General features: G+C 56.8%; 17 protein-coding genes and 1 pseudogene. 14 read left to right on the top strand and 4 right to left on the bottom strand.

Annotated elements, in window-relative coordinates:
* The first annotated feature begins 427 nt into the window (after positions 1-427).
* From rpsP to rplS, 4 genes are read left to right on the top strand one after another with little or no spacing between them, the layout of a single operon-like run.
* Positions 428-676, top strand: a complete 249-nt coding sequence (gene rpsP / locus ACMG4M_RS06450) for a 30S ribosomal protein S16 (protein WP_035247836.1) — start codon at positions 428-430, stop codon at positions 674-676.
* On the top strand, positions 676-1,215 hold the full coding sequence (gene rimM, locus ACMG4M_RS06455) for a ribosome maturation factor RimM (protein WP_414430961.1): 540 nt from the start codon (positions 676-678) through the stop codon (positions 1,213-1,215). Before rpsP ends, rimM begins: the two co-directional genes overlap by 1 nt.
* Complete coding sequence (trmD, locus tag ACMG4M_RS06460) at positions 1,216-1,998, top strand: tRNA (guanosine(37)-N1)-methyltransferase TrmD (protein WP_414430962.1); 783 nt, start codon at positions 1,216-1,218, stop codon at positions 1,996-1,998.
* A gap of 10 nt (positions 1,999-2,008) precedes the next feature.
* Entirely contained in the window at positions 2,009-2,365 is a 357-nt protein-coding gene (gene rplS / locus ACMG4M_RS06465) for a 50S ribosomal protein L19 (protein WP_272963181.1), read from the top strand.
* A 168-nt stretch (positions 2,366-2,533) separates the two neighbouring features.
* Here rplS and ACMG4M_RS06470 read toward each other — a convergent pair whose 3' ends face one another.
* Positions 2,534-3,691 carry a GGDEF domain-containing protein gene (locus ACMG4M_RS06470; protein ID WP_272974600.1) on the bottom strand — a complete coding sequence of 386 codons (1,158 nt, stop codon included), beginning with the start codon at positions 3,689-3,691 and terminating at the stop codon, positions 2,534-2,536.
* A 49-nt stretch (positions 3,692-3,740) separates the two neighbouring features.
* A complete protein-coding gene (locus ACMG4M_RS06475; RefSeq protein WP_035247820.1) occupies positions 3,741-3,992 on the bottom strand; it encodes a GlsB/YeaQ/YmgE family stress response membrane protein in 252 nt (83 codons plus the stop codon).
* Between the two features lie 184 nt (positions 3,993-4,176).
* On the opposite strand from ACMG4M_RS06475, the pseudogene xerD reads away from it, so the two are divergent.
* The 8 genes and pseudogenes from xerD (at position 4,177) to ACMG4M_RS06515 (ending at position 13,420) form a co-directional block, all read left to right on the top strand.
* Positions 4,177-5,084, top strand: a pseudogene (gene xerD / locus ACMG4M_RS06480) (site-specific tyrosine recombinase XerD).
* Between the two features lie 46 nt (positions 5,085-5,130).
* Positions 5,131-5,877, top strand: coding sequence for a DsbC family protein (locus ACMG4M_RS06485; RefSeq protein ID WP_035247816.1), 747 nt, complete (start codon positions 5,131-5,133; stop codon positions 5,875-5,877).
* A 121-nt stretch (positions 5,878-5,998) separates the two neighbouring features.
* A complete protein-coding gene (alaC, locus tag ACMG4M_RS06490; RefSeq protein WP_035247814.1) occupies positions 5,999-7,189 on the top strand; it encodes an alanine transaminase in 1,191 nt (396 codons plus the stop codon).
* Positions 7,190-7,277: 88 nt separating this feature from the next.
* Positions 7,278-8,579, top strand: coding sequence for a homoserine dehydrogenase (locus ACMG4M_RS06495; RefSeq protein WP_035247812.1), 1,302 nt, complete (start codon positions 7,278-7,280; stop codon positions 8,577-8,579).
* A gap of 136 nt (positions 8,580-8,715) precedes the next feature.
* Positions 8,716-9,798 (top strand): threonine synthase, encoded by a 1,083-nt coding sequence (thrC, locus tag ACMG4M_RS06500; protein WP_035247810.1) that lies wholly within the window; start codon positions 8,716-8,718, stop codon positions 9,796-9,798.
* Positions 9,799-10,262: 464 nt separating this feature from the next.
* A complete protein-coding gene (locus ACMG4M_RS06505; protein ID WP_035247808.1) occupies positions 10,263-11,399 on the top strand; it encodes a hypothetical protein in 1,137 nt (378 codons plus the stop codon).
* A 165-nt stretch (positions 11,400-11,564) separates the two neighbouring features.
* Positions 11,565-13,139, top strand: coding sequence for a BCCT family transporter (locus ACMG4M_RS06510; RefSeq protein WP_035247806.1), 1,575 nt, complete (start codon positions 11,565-11,567; stop codon positions 13,137-13,139).
* A gap of 23 nt (positions 13,140-13,162) precedes the next feature.
* Entirely contained in the window at positions 13,163-13,420 is a 258-nt protein-coding gene (locus ACMG4M_RS06515; RefSeq protein ID WP_332248866.1) for a DUF3565 domain-containing protein, read from the top strand.
* Here ACMG4M_RS06515 and ACMG4M_RS06520 read toward each other — a convergent pair.
* Positions 13,403-14,653 carry an EstA family serine hydrolase gene (locus tag ACMG4M_RS06520; RefSeq protein ID WP_035247805.1) on the bottom strand — a complete coding sequence of 417 codons (1,251 nt, stop codon included), beginning with the start codon at positions 14,651-14,653 and terminating at the stop codon, positions 13,403-13,405. The genes ACMG4M_RS06515 and ACMG4M_RS06520 overlap by 18 nt on opposite strands.
* A 294-nt stretch (positions 14,654-14,947) precedes the next feature.
* Here ACMG4M_RS06520 and ACMG4M_RS06525 point away from each other — a divergent pair, with 294 nt between their 5' ends.
* Positions 14,948-15,268 (top strand): DUF962 domain-containing protein, encoded by a 321-nt coding sequence (locus ACMG4M_RS06525; protein WP_035247803.1) that lies wholly within the window; start codon positions 14,948-14,950, stop codon positions 15,266-15,268.
* A 75-nt stretch (positions 15,269-15,343) separates the two neighbouring features.
* Complete coding sequence (locus ACMG4M_RS06530) at positions 15,344-15,772, top strand: group III truncated hemoglobin (protein WP_414430963.1); 429 nt, start codon at positions 15,344-15,346, stop codon at positions 15,770-15,772.
* Positions 15,773-16,056: 284 nt separating this feature from the next.
* On the opposite strand, the gene ACMG4M_RS06535 is transcribed toward ACMG4M_RS06530, so the two are convergent.
* Positions 16,057-17,106 carry a saccharopine dehydrogenase family protein gene (locus ACMG4M_RS06535; RefSeq protein ID WP_414430964.1) on the bottom strand — a complete coding sequence of 350 codons (1,050 nt, stop codon included), beginning with the start codon at positions 17,104-17,106 and terminating at the stop codon, positions 16,057-16,059.
* Positions 17,107-17,117: the final 11 nt, after the last annotated feature.

Consider the following 17,117-nt stretch of genomic DNA (forward strand, 5'->3'; position numbering starts at 1 on the left):
AGCTTCAAGCCACAAGCTGCAACGCGGGCAGAGTGGGTGGTTAAGCCGCCTCTCTGCCCGCGTTACGTTTTGGAAGGGGTTGTAGGAGCGGAGCTTGAGCCGCGAATGCGAGCGCAGCGAGGAAATTGCCCGCAGGGCAATCAGGGATTGCCGGGCTGACAGGCCTATCGGTGGACCAAGGAAGCTCGCTCAGGCTCGCATTCGCGGCCCATACCCGCGGGGCACAGAGAGCGCCGCTCCTACAGGTGCTCCGCAGGAAATATGGCGGTTTAGGAGGCTTGTTGCCTGCCGCGTCTCTCTGTATAATTCGCGCCCTTCGCGGCCTTCCCTTCGTTTTTTCCAATTTCGGGGGGCTGGCTTTCAAGCGGATACGATGGCTTATCACGAGATAAGCCGGGAAACCGGATTGATAAAAGGTAAATGAACCATGGTAATTATTCGTCTTGCCCGTGGCGGTTCCAAGAAACGCCCGTTCTACAGCATTGTTGTTGCCGATAGCCGTAACGCCCGTGACGGCCGTTTCATCGAGCAGCTGGGTTTCTACAACCCCATCGCCCGTGGCGGTGAAATCCCTCTCAAGCTGAACCTGGAAAGCCTGGACGCCTGGGTTGCCAAGGGCGCGCAGCTGTCTGACCGTGTCAAAACCCTGGCTAAGCAGGCCCGTAAGGAAGCCTGATGGTGAGGGGAGGGCAAGTGTCCTCTGAGCTGGAGGTGGTCGGGCGCATCCTCGGGGTGCACGGCGTCCAGGGATGGGTAAAGGTGTATTCCTATACTGACCCCATGGACAACCTCCAGCTCTACCAGCCCTGGCACCTGAAACAGGGTGGCCACTGGAAGCCGGTGAAACTGACCGGCTTTCGCCCCCAGGGCAAGGGGCTTATCGCACAGATCGACGGCATTACGGATCGAGAAGCGGCGGCAAGCCTGGTGGGGCAGGAAATCGGGATTCCCGGTGATCTGCTGCCCACGTCCGGGGCGGGCGAGTACTACTGGCGCGATCTGGTCGGCCTGCGCGTTCATCACGTGGACGGCATGGACCTGGGCAAGGTGGTGCGAATGCTGGAAACCGGTGCCAACGATGTGCTGGCGGTACGCGGCGACAGCAACAGCCTGGATCGGCGCGAGCGCCTGATTCCCTGGCTACCGGACGATGTCATCACCGAGGTGAATCTGGCCGAAGGGCGGATGACGGTGGACTGGGATCCGGAGTTTTAAATGCCTTTTTCGGTGACGTTAGTAACTCTGTTCCCGGAAATGGCAAAAGCGATTACGGACTTCGGTGTGACCCGGCGTGCGGTGGAAAACGGCCAACTGCAGTTGGAAACCGTGAATCCCCGGGATTTCACCGAAGATCGTCACCGCACCGTGGATGATCGCCCCTTTGGTGGCGGCCCCGGGATGGTGATGAAGGTGGAGCCTCTGGCGAAAGCCCTGCAGGCTGCCCGCGCTGCCAATCCGGCAGCCACAGTGATCTACCTGTCCCCTCAGGGGCAGCCGCTGACTCAGGTGAAAGCCGAGGAGCTGGCGGAAAAGCCCGGCCTGATATTATTGGCGGGGCGCTATGAAGGCGTGGACGAGCGGTTGCTCGAAGCCGAAGTGGATGAACAGATCTCCATCGGCGACTACGTGCTCAGCGGCGGTGAACTGCCGGCGCTGGTGCTGACCGATGCGGTCAGCCGATTGTTACCCGGAGTGCTGGGACACCAGGATTCCGCCGAGCAGGATTCGTTTTCCGGTGAATTCGAACATCTGCTTGATTGCCCCCACTACACCCGCCCGGAGGTGTACAACGGGCATGCAGTACCGACGGTACTGCTGAGCGGCAATCACGAGTTGATTCGCCGCTGGCGCCTGAAACAGGCGCTGGGACGGACCTGGCAACAGCGTCCCGACCTGCTGGAACGTCGCCGGGCGCGGGGTTTGAGCAACGAAGAGCAGCAACTGCTGGATGAGTACATCGCCGAGCAGTCGCCGCATACAGCAAAAACGAGAGACTAGGAGCACTGCCATGAGTGGCAAGAACCTGATTATCCAGGGCATCGAAAACGCCCAGCTGAAATCCGAAGTTCCGGAATTCGGCGCCGGTGACACCGTTACCGTGCAAGTGAAAGTAAAGGAAGGCACCCGTGAGCGTCTGCAGGCGTTCCAGGGCGTTGTGATTGCACGTCGCAACCGTGGCCTGAACTCTGCATTTACCGTTCGCAAGATCTCCCACGGTGTGGGCGTTGAGCGTGTATTCCAGCTGCATAGCCCGCTGATCGATTCCATCGAAGTGAATCGTCGTGGTGACGTGAGCCGCGCCAAGCTTTACTACCTGCGCGACCGCTCTGGCAAGTCTGCCCGGATCAAAGAAAAAATCCGGTAAGACGCCGCGCTTATCTTCTGTCGCGAGCGAACGTCGGTTTAGCCTTTGCTGTAGGGCATGCGAAATCGACCTCTGGCCAGACAGAATGCTCCACACAAAAAAGCCGCTCCCGAAAGGGTGCGGCTTTTTTGTGTCTGGTACTGGCAGTCTGTTGATTATCGCTTGACGTCACTCCGGTCGTGAATAGATCACCACCCTGTCTCGTCCTTGGTGTTTGGCGGTGTACATGGCCCGGTCTGCCTCCTCTATCAGGGTATGGGCGTCGACAGTAGCTAACGCGGACGTGCTGCTGACACCAAAGCTGGCGGTGAGTTTGATGGCTGGTGAGCCCGGAATGGACATGGCGCTTCCGCGTAGCGCTTCGGCACAGCGCTCAGCGACGTTGTGGGCCTGCGCCAGAGTGGCTCCGGGCAGCAGCATCAGGAACTCTTCCCCGCCGTAACGGCCCAGCAGATCATTATCGCGCAGATTCTGCTGCAGAGTAGACGCTACATGGATGAGTGCCTGGTCCCCTATGGCGTGCCCATAACGGTCATTGATCTGTTTGAAAAAATCGACATCCATCAGTACCACGGCGATGGCCTTGCGGCTGCGTGTTGGCATAGTCAGCTGTTGGGTGAGGGTCTGCAGTAGATGTCCGCGATTGGCGACACCGGTGAGCGGGTCGCGAATGGAGCGGTCAAAGGTGGAGGCCTCCCGATGTCGCCAGGTCGACGTCAGGGCGGCAACGGTAAAAGAGTCTTTGGTGATGATCAGGCCCGCCGCGATGATCGTAATAATGTCATACCAGACCTGTGCGGGCCGGTAATCTACCGGAGCCAATAACGGGCGATATAGGGTGGTATCCAGACTGACCACGATGGCATAGGCCAGAATGGCGGCCATGGAAAGTATAAAGACCAGGGTTATCTGGGTTGCCGGGAAAAGAAGCAGGCCGATCAGTACGCAGCCGGTGAGAACGATACCTGTGACCAGGTTAAAAGGGCCGACCAGTAACAGTGAGACAATGCCGGTTACCCCGAAAAACAGAATGGTGAAGTTGGCGAAACGGTTTTCCTGAGCCTCGGACATTGGCTGCCGGCTGCCGAACCGGGCAATAGCGAACCACAAAAGGCTGGCGATCAGGCCCCAGGCCAACCCAGCCCACAGCAAAGGGTTGTAGACCCCTTTCACAAAATGGGAAATAACCAGTCCTGATGCGCATCCCAGAAAGATAATCCAGTAGATTGGTTGCCCGATCAAGGATATGAAAATGCCTTTTTCCCGAGGGCTGCCATTAATTTGCTGACCGATGAGCCGATAGAGTTCTTCTAATGGTTTTATCATGGCTGTCGTGGTTAAGGTGCGGCTTCGCCGAGGGCGAAGCCGCACGGATTCAGGCTTTGTTAAGCATTCGGTAAAGCGCCAGCAGTACCAGAGCGCCGGCGATGGCGGTGACAAAGCTGCCCAGGCTGAAACTGCCCATAGACCCCAGGCCCACCAGTGAGCCCAGCCAGCCGCCAACAAAGGCGCCAGCAATACCGAGCAGGATGGTGATGATGAAGCCGCCCGGATCCTTGCCTGGCATGATCCATTTGGCAATGATGCCGGCGATCAGACCAAACACAATCCACGATAGAATGCCCATAGTTCCTCTCCTTGGTAGCCGTTTGTAAGTTGTTAGGCGGCCCCATTGTTGCCGCAAAAGGGCGGCCCTGTCGTTAACTGTGCCCGCTTTGGGACGTAATTTTTGGTAAAAGACGGTCGTTCCACCGCGTGACATTGGTTTTTAACCCATTGTTTTTTATTGCTGTTTAGGGCCTTATTCAGAAATGAACGAGCTAACCGATGACCATGGGCGCCTGATTGACAGCTGGCTTGATCAGCAGTGGCTGGAAAAGGGGCTCAGCGAGCACAGCCTGGAGAGTTACCGGCGCGACATACGCCAATTGGCGGTGTGGTTGCAGGGTCAGCAAGGCACCTTGCTGCAATGTGAGCGTTACCAGCTGCTGGAATTCCTGGCAAATCGCCATCAGCAGGGCGTGGGGGCTCGCTCGGTGGCCCGGCAATTGTCAGCGATAAAGAGTTTCTATCGCTGGTTGAAGCGGGAAGGGCGGATTGAAGAAGACCCGGCGCTGTTGATTGAGCGACCCAAAACCGGTCGTCCTCTACCGAAAACCCTTACTGAGGCGGATGTGGAGGCGCTGTTAGCGGCGCCGGATGTGTCCACCCCCTTGGGGTTGCGTGACAGGGCCATGCTCGAGCTGATCTATGCCACCGGGTTACGGGTTACCGAGCTGGTCACCCTGACCCAGAGCCAGATCAACCCTCGCCAGGGGCTGGTGCGCGTGATCGGCAAGGGCGACAAGGAGCGGCTGGTGCCTCTGGGTGAGGAGTCACTCCACTGGCTGGCGCGTTATCTGCGTGAGGCGCGGCCGTTGCTGTTGGGTGACAATCAGGAGCTGCTGTTTCCCAGCAGACGCGGTACCTGCATGACACGGCAGACCTTCTGGCATCGTATCAAGCAGATGGCTATGGTCGCCGGGGTGGAAAAAAACTCTCACCCCATACACTGCGTCATGCGTTTGCCACCCACTTGCTGAATCACGGGGCAGACCTGCGGGTGGTGCAGTTGTTGCTTGGGCATAGTGATTTGTCTACCACCCAGATTTATACCCATGTGGCCCAGCAGCGGTTACAGGATCTGTACCAGAAACATCACCCCCGATCGGGAACCTGATGCAGACAATCCGGTTCCAAGAGGGTAAATGAGGAGTAACGACAGAATGAATAAATGGTTTTTGGTGGTACTGACGGGGCTGATGGCCGCTTGCGGGGCGGATTCGAATTCTGCGCCGAAGAGCAATGACACCGTTAACGGTGACAAGGCCAAGGCGGCTTTCGAGAAAGCTTTCGATGGAATGGAAGTGACCGAGGTAAGCGCTGCGCCGATACCCGGAATGGTCGAACTGAATGTTAACGGCCGCGAAAGTGTCTACATGACCGAGGATGGCCGCCACCTCCTGATCGGCAAGCTGCTGGAGATTAAGGACGGGGAAGTGGTCAACCCTGCGGAAAAGCGCTTTGAGAAAGTCCGCAAAGAGGGCATCAAGACGCTGGATCCGGCGGACATGATCACCTACGCGGCGGAAGACGAAAAAGCCGAAGTGTATGTGTTCACCGATATTAGCTGTGGTTTCTGTCGCAAGCTGCATCGCCACATCGACGAATACAACGCTGCGGGCGTCACCGTCCATTATCTGGCTTTCCCTCGCGGCGGCCCGACCACCGAGGCCGCAGCGGCCATGCGCCACATCTGGTGTGCGCAAGATCGTGCCCAGGCGCTCACCGATGCCAAGATTAAGGACGAGGTGACCCAGGTCGAGCTAACCGAGTGCGCCAAACCGGTGGATGAACAGTACCAGCTGGGCAATACCTTCGGCGTACGGGGTACCCCGGCTATTTATTCCACTGAGGGCGAGCAACTGGGCGGCTATGTGACTCCGGAGCAGCTGCTTGAGCGGCTCGAGTGACAGGCTGAACCCCGCGTAATCCGGCGCTTTCGGGCCGGGAATACAGCGTGAATACATTGACGGCGCAGGGATGCGCCGTTAATGTGTCCGCCTTCATTTTTCCCTCACCCAAGGTGTTGTCGTGGAAACAGATTTCCAGCGAATTCGTCGTCTGCCGCCCTATGTCTTCAATATCGTTGGCGATTTGAAGAAGGCAGCGCGGGCGCGGGGTGAGGACATCATCGATTTCGGCATGGGTAATCCGGATCAGCCCACGCCAAAGCACATCATCGACAAGCTCACCGAGACGGTGCAGCGGGGAGATACCCACCGCTATTCCCAGTCACGTGGCATCCCGCGCTTGCGCAAGGCGATTACCGACTGGTATCAGCGTCGCTATAACGTGGACCTGGATCCGGACGACGAGGCCATTGTCACCATCGGGTCCAAGGAAGGGTTGGCACACCTGGCGCTGGCCACCATGGGGCCCGGAGATACGGTACTGGTGCCCAACCCCAGTTACCCGATCCACCCCTATGGTTTCGTGATTTCCAACGCCGATATCCGCCATGTGCCCATGGTGAAAGGGGTGGATTTCTTCGTGGAGCTGGAGCGAGCGATCAAGGAATCCTGGCCCAAGCCGAAAATGCTGGTGCTCAATTTCCCCGGCAACCCCACCGGCCAATGCGTTGACCTGGAATTCTTTGAGAAGGTGGTCGCCATTGCCCGTGAACACCAGATCTGGGTGGTTCACGATCTGGCCTATGCGGATATTGTCTTTGACGGCTACAAGGCGCCTTCCATTCTGGAAGTGGAAGGGGCAAAAGAGGTGGCAGTAGAGTTCTTCTCCCTGTCCAAGAGCTATAACATGCCCGGCTGGCGCGTGGGCTTCTGTTGTGGCAACAAGGACTTGATCCATGCTCTGGCACGCATCAAGTCCTATATGGATTACGGCACCTTTACACCGATTCAGGTGGCGGCCATCGCTGCCCTGGAAGGTGACCAGACTTGCGTGGCCGAGATATGTGAAATGTACCGTAAGCGCCGGGATGTACTGGTGGATGGCCTGGCGGAGATCGGCTGGCAGGTGGAAAGACCCCGTGCCACCATGTTTGTCTGGGCGGAAATTCCCGAGCATTACCGGGATATGGGCTCGCTGGAATTTTCCAAGAAACTGCTCACCGATGCCGGTGTGGCGGTGTCCCCGGGCATCGGTTTTGGGGATTACGGTGACGATCATGTGCGCTTCGGGCTGATCGAAAACGAACAACGGACCCGGCAGGCTATCCGCGGCATCAAGAAGATGTTCCGCCAGGACGGCCTGCTGGACTGACTTTTGCCTTTGCGGCAGGCCGCAGGGGTAGCGTGAGAAGTTGCGACAGGGCTTTTCAACACACTGATAAATGAAACGAGGATAGGCTGTGGATTCGGTGAAGGTGGGTATTGCTGGTCTGGGCACTGTGGGCTCAGGCACCGTCAACGTTCTTAAGCGCAATGCGCGGGATATTGCCCGTCGCGTGGGACGTCCGATTGAAATTACCCACATTGGTGCGCGCCGGGACAATCCCGCCTGCGATACCCAGGGTATTCGCCTGTCCCGGGATATCTTCGCCGTGGCCACAGACCCGGATATCGATATCCTGGTGGAGCTGATCGGTGGCATCGATACTGCCCGTGAGCTGGTGCTCACTGCCATCAAGAACGGCAAGCATATTGTCACCGCTAACAAGGCGCTGATCGCCGAGCACGGCAACGAGATCTTCCAGGCGGCTCAGGATAACGGCGTGGATGTGGCTTTCGAGGCCTCCGTGGCCGGGGGTATTCCCATCCTCAAGTCCCTGGGTGAAGGGCTGGCAGCCAACCATATCAACTGGCTGGCGGGCATCATCAACGGCACCGGCAACTTTATCCTCACCGAGATGGAAGAGGGCGGCCGTGCCTTCAAGGACGTGCTGGACGAAGCCCAGCAGCTGGGTTATGCGGAAGCGGATCCCACCTTCGATGTGGAAGGCATTGATGCGGCCCACAAGCTCACCATTCTGGCGTCCATCGCCTTCGGTATTCCGCTGCAGTTCTCCCAGGTCTATACCGAGGGGATCAGCCGCATCACCACCGAAGACGTGGCCAGCGCCGCTCACTTCGGTTACCGCATCAAGCATCTTGGTATCGCCAAGGACACCGGCAAGGGCATCGAACTGCGTGTGCATCCGACCCTGGTGCCCAAGGAAACCATGTTGTCGGCGGTCAACGGGGTCATGAATGCGGTGATGATCCACGGTGATGCCGTGGGCCCGACCATGTTCTACGGCGCCGGCGCCGGCGCCGAGCCCACCGCCTCTGCGGTGGTGGCCGATATCATCGAACTGGGCCGCGCCCTGACCGTGGACCACGACGAGCGGGTGCCCTACCTGGGCTTTCACACTGACCACATGTCCGATGAGCCGATCCTGACCATCGACGATGTGTCCTGTTGTTTCTACCTGCGCCTGCATGTGCAGGACAAGAAAGGGGTGCTGGCCGACGTGACCCGCATCCTCAGTGACAACAATGTCAGCATTGATGCCATGATACAGCGGGAAGTGGACCAGGGGCTGGTGCCCATCGTGATGATGACCCACGAAGTCCGCGAGGGTGACATGAACCTGGCGTTGGCCAAGATCGGTGCCCTTGATACCGTGGATAGCGATATAATGCGCATCCGGGTGGAAACGCTGGACGCTTGATGCACAGCGTCGGACGCCCGGTTTTCAGTGTCCGGCGACAAGCATCTGGCGATTTTACGCGCTGATTAAAGCGACCAAATTCAAGAACAGCAGAGCCTGCCTCAATGGCTTTGCACTAGCAGCAGAGACCAACACCATGCCTTTTCGTGACCGTTACACCGGCTTGATCAACCGTTACCGCGACCACCTGCCGGTGAATGATGACACGCCCATCATCAGCCTGGGTGAAGGGAATACGCCCCTGATTCGCCTGAAGAACATTCCCAAGATGCTGGGCAAGGACGTGGATATCTACGTCAAATACGAAGGCCTGAACCCCACCGGTTCCTTCAAGGACCGTGGCATGACCATGGCGGTGACCAAGGCGGTGGAAGAGGGTAGCAATGCCATCATCTGCGCCTCCACCGGCAATACCTCTGCGGCTGCCGCGGCCTACGCGGCCCGTGCCGGCATTACCGCTTTTGTGCTGATTCCGGAAGGCAAGATTGCCATGGGCAAGCTGGCCCAGGCGATGATGTATGGTGCGGTGATTATGCAGATCCGTGGCAACTTCGATCAGGGCATGGAGCTGGTCAAGCAGGTGGCGGAGAAAGCCCCGGTGACCATCGTGAACTCCGTGAATCCCTATCGTCTGCAGGGCCAGAAATCTGCTGCATTTGAGATTGTCGAAGAACTGGGCCGTGCCCCGGACTTCCACTGTTTGCCAGTGGGGAACGCAGGCAATATCTCCGCCCACTGGATGGGCTACAGCGAATACAAAAAAGCCGGTGTGGTAAACAGTGCACCGAAGATGGTGGGTTATCAGGCCGAAGGGGCGGCGCCCTTCATGCGTGGCGGACCGGTGAAAGACCCGGAAACGGTGGCCACGGCCATCCGTATCGGTAATCCGCAATCCTGGGACAAGGCCTGGGCCCTGCAGGAAGAGTCTGGCGGCTGGTTCGACGAACTGACCGATCAGGAGATTCTGGCTGCCCAGAAGATGCTGGCTGAGAAAGAAGGCATCTTCTGTGAGCCGGCGTCTGCGGCTTCTCTGGGGGGCGCCATGCGCGACATCAAGGCCGGCAAGATTCCGGAAGGCTCTACCATCGTCTGCACCCTCACCGGTAACGGCCTGAAAGACCCGGACACCGCTATCGCCCAGTGCCAGGATAGCCGCATGGTGACTATTGATGCGGATCTGGATGCGGTGAAAGGCGCCATCCTGTCCAATATGTCCTGACCTGTTAAACAGGTCGAAAAAAAACGGAGCGCTATGCGCTCCGTTTTTTTATCTCTCTCTGTTGCGCAATCAGAGCCTTGTTTGCAAGGCTGAATCACATCAGCCGCTTTTCATTTATTCGCTTTGTGAAAAAACGGCAACAAAGCAATCACCCTGTAATTTTGCATTTGTTTTGGTCGCAGGAAAAAATCCTTGCACAAAATATGTTAGGGTACTTTTTCTTTATGGGAAGAAAGGGAACCACGACTCCGTGTCGAGATTACTGAAACCGCCTACCCTTATCGTGTCTTTTTCGGGCTGATTACTCGCCCATCCCCCGGTCCTGCGCGGCCACTCCTCTCCTTGTATTGTCATTACAGCATCTGCAAATACCTGTGTGCCAACACCAACAGGTGTCACGCTGTGATTTGACTTTACTTGGTCAATATTTAGTCTGTAAAGAAAATCAGAGAAGGGAGCATTAGATGAATAAGCGTGCTTTTGCAAAGCGCACTGGCTATTTGAGTTGTTTGCTTGCTGCGTCCATTCCCCTAAACGCCCACGCCGGTGCCGAACTGAGTGCCGGTGTCTGGTGGGTCTATCAATATGTCACTGATTCCGATTTTACCGGTGCATCGTCCGCCTTTGATGAGGACCTGGACAACACCACTGGTGGCAACTTTGCCGACCCGGCATTGATCCTCTATGCCGACGATGATGGCTCCCATGGGCCCTGGCGTTTCAGTGCAGAGGGGCGTCTCGGTACTGGCGGGTTCACCGATACCTCTAATAATAATTCCGGCGATACTTTCACCATGCACAAGGCATGGATCGGTTACGAATTTGATGACGACACCCTGCTGACCGTGGGGAAAAGCCAAGTGCCTTTTGGCTGGAAAACCGTCAATTTCTGGCCCGGTGAAGGGGTGTTGGGTGGTTATGGCGATCAGATGGATGTGGGCTTCAAGCTTAGCTCTTCATTGAATGCCTTTAACTACGATGTGGCCTATTACCACCAGGATGACTGGGGTGAAACCAGTACTGACACGGTCGATGACAACGGTCACTGGGGTAGCGCAACGACCTATCGGAAGATCAAGACCGGGGTCATCAATGGCGACTGGAACTTTATGGAAGGTCATACTGTAGGAGCCTCTTATCAGAAGGGGCGTCTCCAGGACCTGACGGCTGCCGTTGCCAAGGCACGGGATGATGAGGGTGATCATCAATCAGTAAATTTGCATTACACCTTCAACATGAATGACTTCACTGCCCGCTATCAGTTTATTGATGCAGAACGGGACTTTGGCGGTATGGATGCGTTTTTGCTCGGTGGCACGGCACCCGCCGATGAAGAAGTGAAAACCCAGGTGCACATGGCTCAGCTGATCTACAACCAGAATCGCTGGAGCTATTACCTGGATGCAGGGGTGGCGAGTACTGATACCCGCGGTAACGACGCCGATGATGTGGAATTCTATGCGCCCGGCGTCAGCTACAAGTACGGACCTGGCTGGCTGTACCTGGAGTACCTGTGGTCTGATGGTGACGTGGATCGTAACGGTGATATTTACGAAGCAGACTTCCGTGCGGTCTACGCGTCGTTTGATTTTTATTTCTGATTGCCGGTAGCGGCCCTGCAGGGCCGCCTACTCGGGTTTAGATGATGAAGTGCGTTTTGAGGAGTGCATGTTTCGGGGAAGCGATCCCGACATCGTCCGGACCGACTGGCTGTAAGTTGCGGCATCCACTGCGCACCCTAAAGCAAGACGGATAACGGAGCTAAGATGAGTATTGATTACGAGACCGACTATGATGTCGGCCAGGATAATGTGCAGGTCATGGGGATGGATCTGCACAATCCTGTTTTCTTTATCAGTGCCTTACTGATTATTACTTTTGTGGTTGGCACTCTGGCATTCCCGGAAGCGGCCAACGGCATGCTCAATGGCGCCAAGGCGTGGGCCATTGAACATTTCGACTGGTTGTTCATGGTCAGCGGCAATATTTTTGTATTGTTTTGCATTGCCCTGGCCGTGATGCCCACCGGTAAAATTCGGTTGGGCGGGCAGAAAGCCAAGCCGGAATTTTCCACCCTTTCCTGGTTCGCGATGTTGTTTGCTGCGGGCATGGGGATTGGCTTGATGTTCTGGAGTGTGGCGGAGCCGGTGGCTTACTACACCGATTGGTATGGCACACCGCTGAGTGTGGCGCCCAATACAGAGGAAGCCAAGCATCTGGCTATGGGCGCAACCATGTATCACTGGGGGCTTCACCCATGGTCTATTTATGCAGTGGTAGCGCTTTCATTGGCCTTTTTCGCCTACAACAAGGGTATGCCGCTGACGATCCGCTCCGCCTTCTATCCTATTCTGGGTGAGCGTTGCTGGGGCTGGCCAGGTCATATCATTGATACGCTTGCAGTTGTCGCCACCATTTTTGGTCTGGCCACGTCCCTTGGCTTGGGTGCCCAACAGGCTTCCGGTGGTTTGCACTTCCTGTTCGATACGCCTAACGCGATCAATATGCAGCTGGCGGTTATCTTCGGCGTGACCTCCATTGCGGTGATATCAGTGATGCGAGGGCTAGATGGGGGTGTCAAACTCCTCAGTAACATCAATATGATGTTGGCGTTGTTCCTGTTGCTATTCGTGATTGTTGCGGGCCCAACATTGCTGATCATTACCGGGTTTGCCACAACAGCGGTGGATTACGTGTCGAATATTATTCCGCTGAGTAACTGGATTGGTCGTGAGGATGACACCTGGTTCCACGGCTGGACGGTATTTTACTGGGCGTGGTGGATTTCCTGGTCACCGTTTGTCGGCATGTTCATTGCGCGTATTTCCAAAGGCCGCACTGTACGGGAGTTCATTACCGCTGTTCTGCTGGTGCCTACCATCATCACTATTATCTGGATGTCGACCTTTGGTGGCACCGGTCTGGATCAAGCGGTGAATGGCGTCGGTGAATTGTCCAATGGCATTGGTGATGTGTCCCTGGCATTTTTCCAGATGCTGGAGAACCTGCCGTGGTCCGGTATTATTTCCTTCATGGCAATCACGTTGGTGCTGGTCTTCTTTGTGACCTCTTCGGATTCCGGTTCATTGGTGATTGACTCCATTACCGCTGGCGGCAAGCTGGATGCACCGGTACCCCAGCGTGTATTTTGGGCAGTGATGGAAGGCGTGATTGCCGGCGCTCTGCTTTACGGCGGTGGCAAGGAAGCGCTGAAAGCCTTGCAGTCTGGCTCCGTGGCTACGGGCTTGCCGTTCACATTTGTGCTATTGCTGATGTGCGTCAGCCTCTACATGGGGCTCTCCGCAGAGAGTAAGCGGCTCAAGTCCCTCAAGGCGACTTGATTGTCACAGCAAGGAAAGAAAAAATGCCCGCATCAGCGGGCATTTTTTTGGGTGATATAATGACCTGGCAGGCCACGGTTACCGGTTTTACTCAGGATCAGCAGCTGGATTGGGTGATGCTGTTGTCATGCGGTCATCGCCAGCATGTCCGCCATCAGCCACCGTTCATAAACCGTCCCTGGGTGACCAGTGAGGCTGGGCGGGACCGGCACTTGGGTATGGCGGTTACCTGTACCCAGTGCCAGCGGGGCATGCCGGTTCCTTCAGACAATGACCGGTGAGCTACCCTCGCGCAGCCGGGTGTGGCGGTTGATGGTGTGCTGCAGGCCGAACAGGGACGGCAGATGCGGACCGATCACCCCTTTGCCGGTGGTCAGCAGGGCACCGCTCAACGCCCGCTGGGGATCCGCCCAGCAATAGATGCTGATAAAGCCAAGGTGACCGAATGCACGGGGAGCGCCGGGGCCGAACATGCCCATGCCCCGATTTCCCAGCATGAAGCCGCTGGAGAAATTCAGGGGGATAAACAGGCTTCGGTCGAAGCGCGGGCGGTGATAGGCCGGCTGCAAGGCGCGAGCAACGGTCTCCGCCTTGAAGATCTGCTGGCCGTTGTAGTGGCCACCGTTGAGCAGCATCTGGAAGAAGCGACTGGCTTCCTCGGCAGTGGCGTAGAGGTTGCCCGCTGGCACAATGATGTCCTGAAAGCGGTCATCATTGGTTACTTCTACTACCTCATCGATGCTGCCGCCCACCGCGTAGGTGAGGAACAGGTCGACCAGTTTCATGGGGACGCCAGTGGAGACATCCCGGGCGCGCTCAGCGCCGGTCTGTCCAAAGGTGAAGTACTTCATGCCCATGGGCTGGCGGATCACCCGGTCCAGGGTGGCATTCAGATCTTCGCCGGTAACCGCCTCGACAATGGCGCCGAGGATAAAACCGGCGGTGATGGCGTGGTAGGCCTGGGTGTTGAGGCCGCTCGGTTTGGCCTCGCACAGCAGATCAATGATCTCCTGGGGGCGGTACAGGATATCCGGCTCTACCTGTGCGGGCGGGCGGGGTATGCCGGCCTGATGGGTCAGCAGGTGGCGAATGGTAGTGCGTCCCTTGCCGTTCTGGCCGTATTTGGGCAGGTAGCGGGTGACCGGGTCATCCAGGTCCAATTGCCCGGTTTCCACCAGATGATGGACCATCATGGCGGCCACCACCTTGGAGGCGGAAAAAAGGCAGACCGGGGTGTCCGGGGTCATGATCCGCTGACTCTCCGGGTCCGCATAGCCGATGCTGCGGTCCAGCATGATTTCGCCGTGGCGACGCAGGCACAGGCTGATGGCCGGGCTCATGCCGCCCCGGTAAAGCTTGCGGGTGGCACGCCAGATGGCGTCCACCTGTTCAGATCCCATACCGGTTTTTTCCGGCGGCGCTTCCTGCCCCTGGCGAACAAGGCCGTCCAAGCTGCGAGGAATGGGGGTGCCGTGTTTGCTGAGCAGGCGGTTGATGCGCGGACGTAAAGCCATAAAAGTCTCTGGTAACAAGTCGTGCCGGACCCGAAATGACGGGATAAGTATCAATATAGTGTTTATTGTGAAAGGACGACATTGTCCACGGAGACGGCTCCCCTGCAATGGTCGCCCGTGCCATCATGATGGCGCCAAATCACAATATTTTGGCCGTACCGGCCGGTGGGGCTGCGGTACACTGTCAGATAACCGCGTATGACAGCCGCAGGTTACAAGACTTTGTGTCCCGCGCCTTGGAAGATCAAGGTGCACCCATATTCAGAATAACAGCGGCATTTTTCAGGAGGTTACGTGAATACCATCAAGCAGTCCGATTTTCAGAGTTTCGCCGAATTCTATCCCTATTACTTGCAAGAGCACGGTAACCCCACCTGCCGCCGACTGCATGTGGTCGGGACCACGTTACTGCTGCTCTTGCTGGGGGCCATCATTGCCGGGGCGTTGAGTGCCTGGTGGCTGTTTGCGTTGCCGGTGGTGGGGTACGGTTTTGCCTGGGTAGGCCACTACTTTTTCGAAAAGAACCGTCCCGCTACCTTCCAGCATCCCTGGTACAGCCTGATGGGTGACTTTGTCATGTACAAAGACATCCTCACCCGCCGTATTGATTGGTAAATAACCGCATCAGGTACCAGACTTCGCGCGCTTAACGAGCGTGTTGCCTGGTGCCTGTCAGCACGCAGCGTTGCCATGACCGCAGTTGAGTATTTTCAGCCTGGTAATCACAGACAGGATGACGGCGAGCTTCCCGATCTGGATTGCCGGGAACATATCGATGCCATGGTGCATGGCTTCTATCGCCGGTTGCTGGATGACCCGGTGATGGCGCCCATGTTCCTGGACGTGGCCGCTATCGATTTGCAGCAGCACCTGCCGACTATCTGTCAGTACTGGTACAAGATGCTGCTGGGCGAGAATGACTACCGGCGCCACATGATGGCAAAACACCGGGCCCTGGATGACAAGCAGCCCCTGACCGGCGAACACCATGAGCGCTGGCTGCAGCATTTCATGAACAATCTCGACGGCCGTTTTGCCGGTCCTTACACCGATCGGGCAAGGCATATTGCCTTTCGGGTGATGGATAATCTGTACGCGCAGCTGAGTGCCCGGCGCTGACACGCCGCTCGTCTCGACAAGATTGTTTGTACGTGAGGACGTCGATACTGGACTTGTTGGTGGCTCTTTATCCGCACACACCTTTGTATTAACGGTTTTGGTGCGATCTGCGCAGGGGGTAACTTTGCGGAAAATCTCATACATCTCTACTAAGTGGTCTCAGTTTGGAAAGTAAGGTCGTTTTTCTGTTGTCGCATTTTCACGTAAAGAAATGCTGGTTGGCGCTTGACGGCCCTTCTCACGGATGCCGCTCTCTTTGGAACCCGTGAGGTAATGCGAGGACATTAGTTGATTTGCAACACTCCAGACTCGGGAAGCCGCGTCACTAGATCTGCTCCTGTCAACTTGGAAGGCGTGTAGGCGCCGCCGACAGGCTGCGCGTCCATCAAATGTTCAATAACAGCCAGAGAGCCGGTGATGGTCAGGCTGTAGGCGTTGTCAGTGTGGATGCGGGCGGTTTTCTTTTCGCCACGGGAATTAGTGGCTTCGCCCCATACAAAGGTCGGCATTTGGGTGCGTGTAGCTTCGTCGGGTCCCTTCACGGTTTTGGCGATGCGTGCCTTGATTAGTTTCTGCACCAACTTGATTCCCAGCAGCGGTCGGACATAAGAGGCGTACTTGGCGCTTTTGATCATGCGAGGTGAACCGGGAATAAACACCTTAATATTGGGAATGCCAGTGGAATGATAGGCGGTGGACACGTCTCCCCAAGGAATGGTCATGGCCTCTTTTTCTCCATCACCGAAGTCGATAAGGCGTACTTCATAGGCCATTGGCACGGTCACTATCTTACCATGGCGGCGTATTTTTCCGCCTTGAGCCAGAGCTTCCACGGAAGTTTTCGCGGTGCCAGGCGAAAAACCGGAGCGTGAATCAAAACCCAGCGCTAGGTGGGTCGCATTGGGTAGGGCAGCTTTCAGTGAGGCCGCGACGCAGTCGGTCGGAATTACATCGAAGCCCACTCCCGGACAGATAACGATACCAGCGGAGCGGGCCTTTTCGCTCAGGGACTGGGCCAGTTCGAACACGGAGATTTCACCGGTGATATCCAGGTAGTGCGTCCGAGCTGCAACGCAGGCCTTCATCAGGGGTTCGGCGGTGGCGGAAAATGGCCCGGCACAATTCAGTACCAACGAGATGCCCTTGAGCTTTTGGTAGGCCGGTTCATGGCTGTCCAAGCTGAATGAGGCGGCGTCGAGTTTCAGTTCGTCTGCAAGCTTCTGAATCTTTGCCTGGCTACGCCCGGCGAGAACGGGCTTTTGCCCACGGCGCACTGCTTCCCGAGCAATCAATTCACCAGTGTAGCCGTTGGCGCCATAAATCATCCATTTCATCTCTTCGCTCC

The organism is Alcanivorax sp. IL3 (assembly GCF_047495465.1).
GTDB lineage: Bacteria > Pseudomonadota > Gammaproteobacteria > Pseudomonadales > Alcanivoracaceae > Alcanivorax > Alcanivorax jadensis.

Bases quoted from the DNA above. Each gene is read 5' to 3' on its own strand.
- ACMG4M_RS06485 (WP_035247816.1), top strand. From the start codon at position 5,131: ATGAATAAATGGTTTTTGGTGGTACTGACGGGGCTGATGGCCGCTTGC.
- ACMG4M_RS06535 (WP_414430964.1), bottom strand. From the start codon at position 17,106: ATGAAATGGATGATTTATGGCGCCAACGGCTACACTGGTGAATTGATT.
- trmD (WP_414430962.1), top strand. From the start codon at position 1,216: ATGCCTTTTTCGGTGACGTTAGTAACTCTGTTCCCGGAAATGGCAAAA.
- rpsP (WP_035247836.1), top strand. From the start codon at position 428: ATGGTAATTATTCGTCTTGCCCGTGGCGGTTCCAAGAAACGCCCGTTC.
- thrC (WP_035247810.1), top strand. From the start codon at position 8,716: ATGCCTTTTCGTGACCGTTACACCGGCTTGATCAACCGTTACCGCGAC.
- ACMG4M_RS06475 (WP_035247820.1), bottom strand. From the start codon at position 3,992: ATGGGCATTCTATCGTGGATTGTGTTTGGTCTGATCGCCGGCATCATT.
- ACMG4M_RS06510 (WP_035247806.1), top strand. From the start codon at position 11,565: ATGAGTATTGATTACGAGACCGACTATGATGTCGGCCAGGATAATGTG.
- ACMG4M_RS06505 (WP_035247808.1), top strand. From the start codon at position 10,263: ATGAATAAGCGTGCTTTTGCAAAGCGCACTGGCTATTTGAGTTGTTTG.
- ACMG4M_RS06470 (WP_272974600.1), bottom strand. From the start codon at position 3,691: ATGATAAAACCATTAGAAGAACTCTATCGGCTCATCGGTCAGCAAATT.
- ACMG4M_RS06515 (WP_332248866.1), top strand. From the start codon at position 13,163: ATGCCCGCATCAGCGGGCATTTTTTTGGGTGATATAATGACCTGGCAG.
- rplS (WP_272963181.1), top strand. From the start codon at position 2,009: ATGAGTGGCAAGAACCTGATTATCCAGGGCATCGAAAACGCCCAGCTG.
- ACMG4M_RS06520 (WP_035247805.1), bottom strand. From the start codon at position 14,653: ATGGCTTTACGTCCGCGCATCAACCGCCTGCTCAGCAAACACGGCACC.
- rimM (WP_414430961.1), top strand. From the start codon at position 676: ATGGTGAGGGGAGGGCAAGTGTCCTCTGAGCTGGAGGTGGTCGGGCGC.
- ACMG4M_RS06530 (WP_414430963.1), top strand. From the start codon at position 15,344: ATGACCGCAGTTGAGTATTTTCAGCCTGGTAATCACAGACAGGATGAC.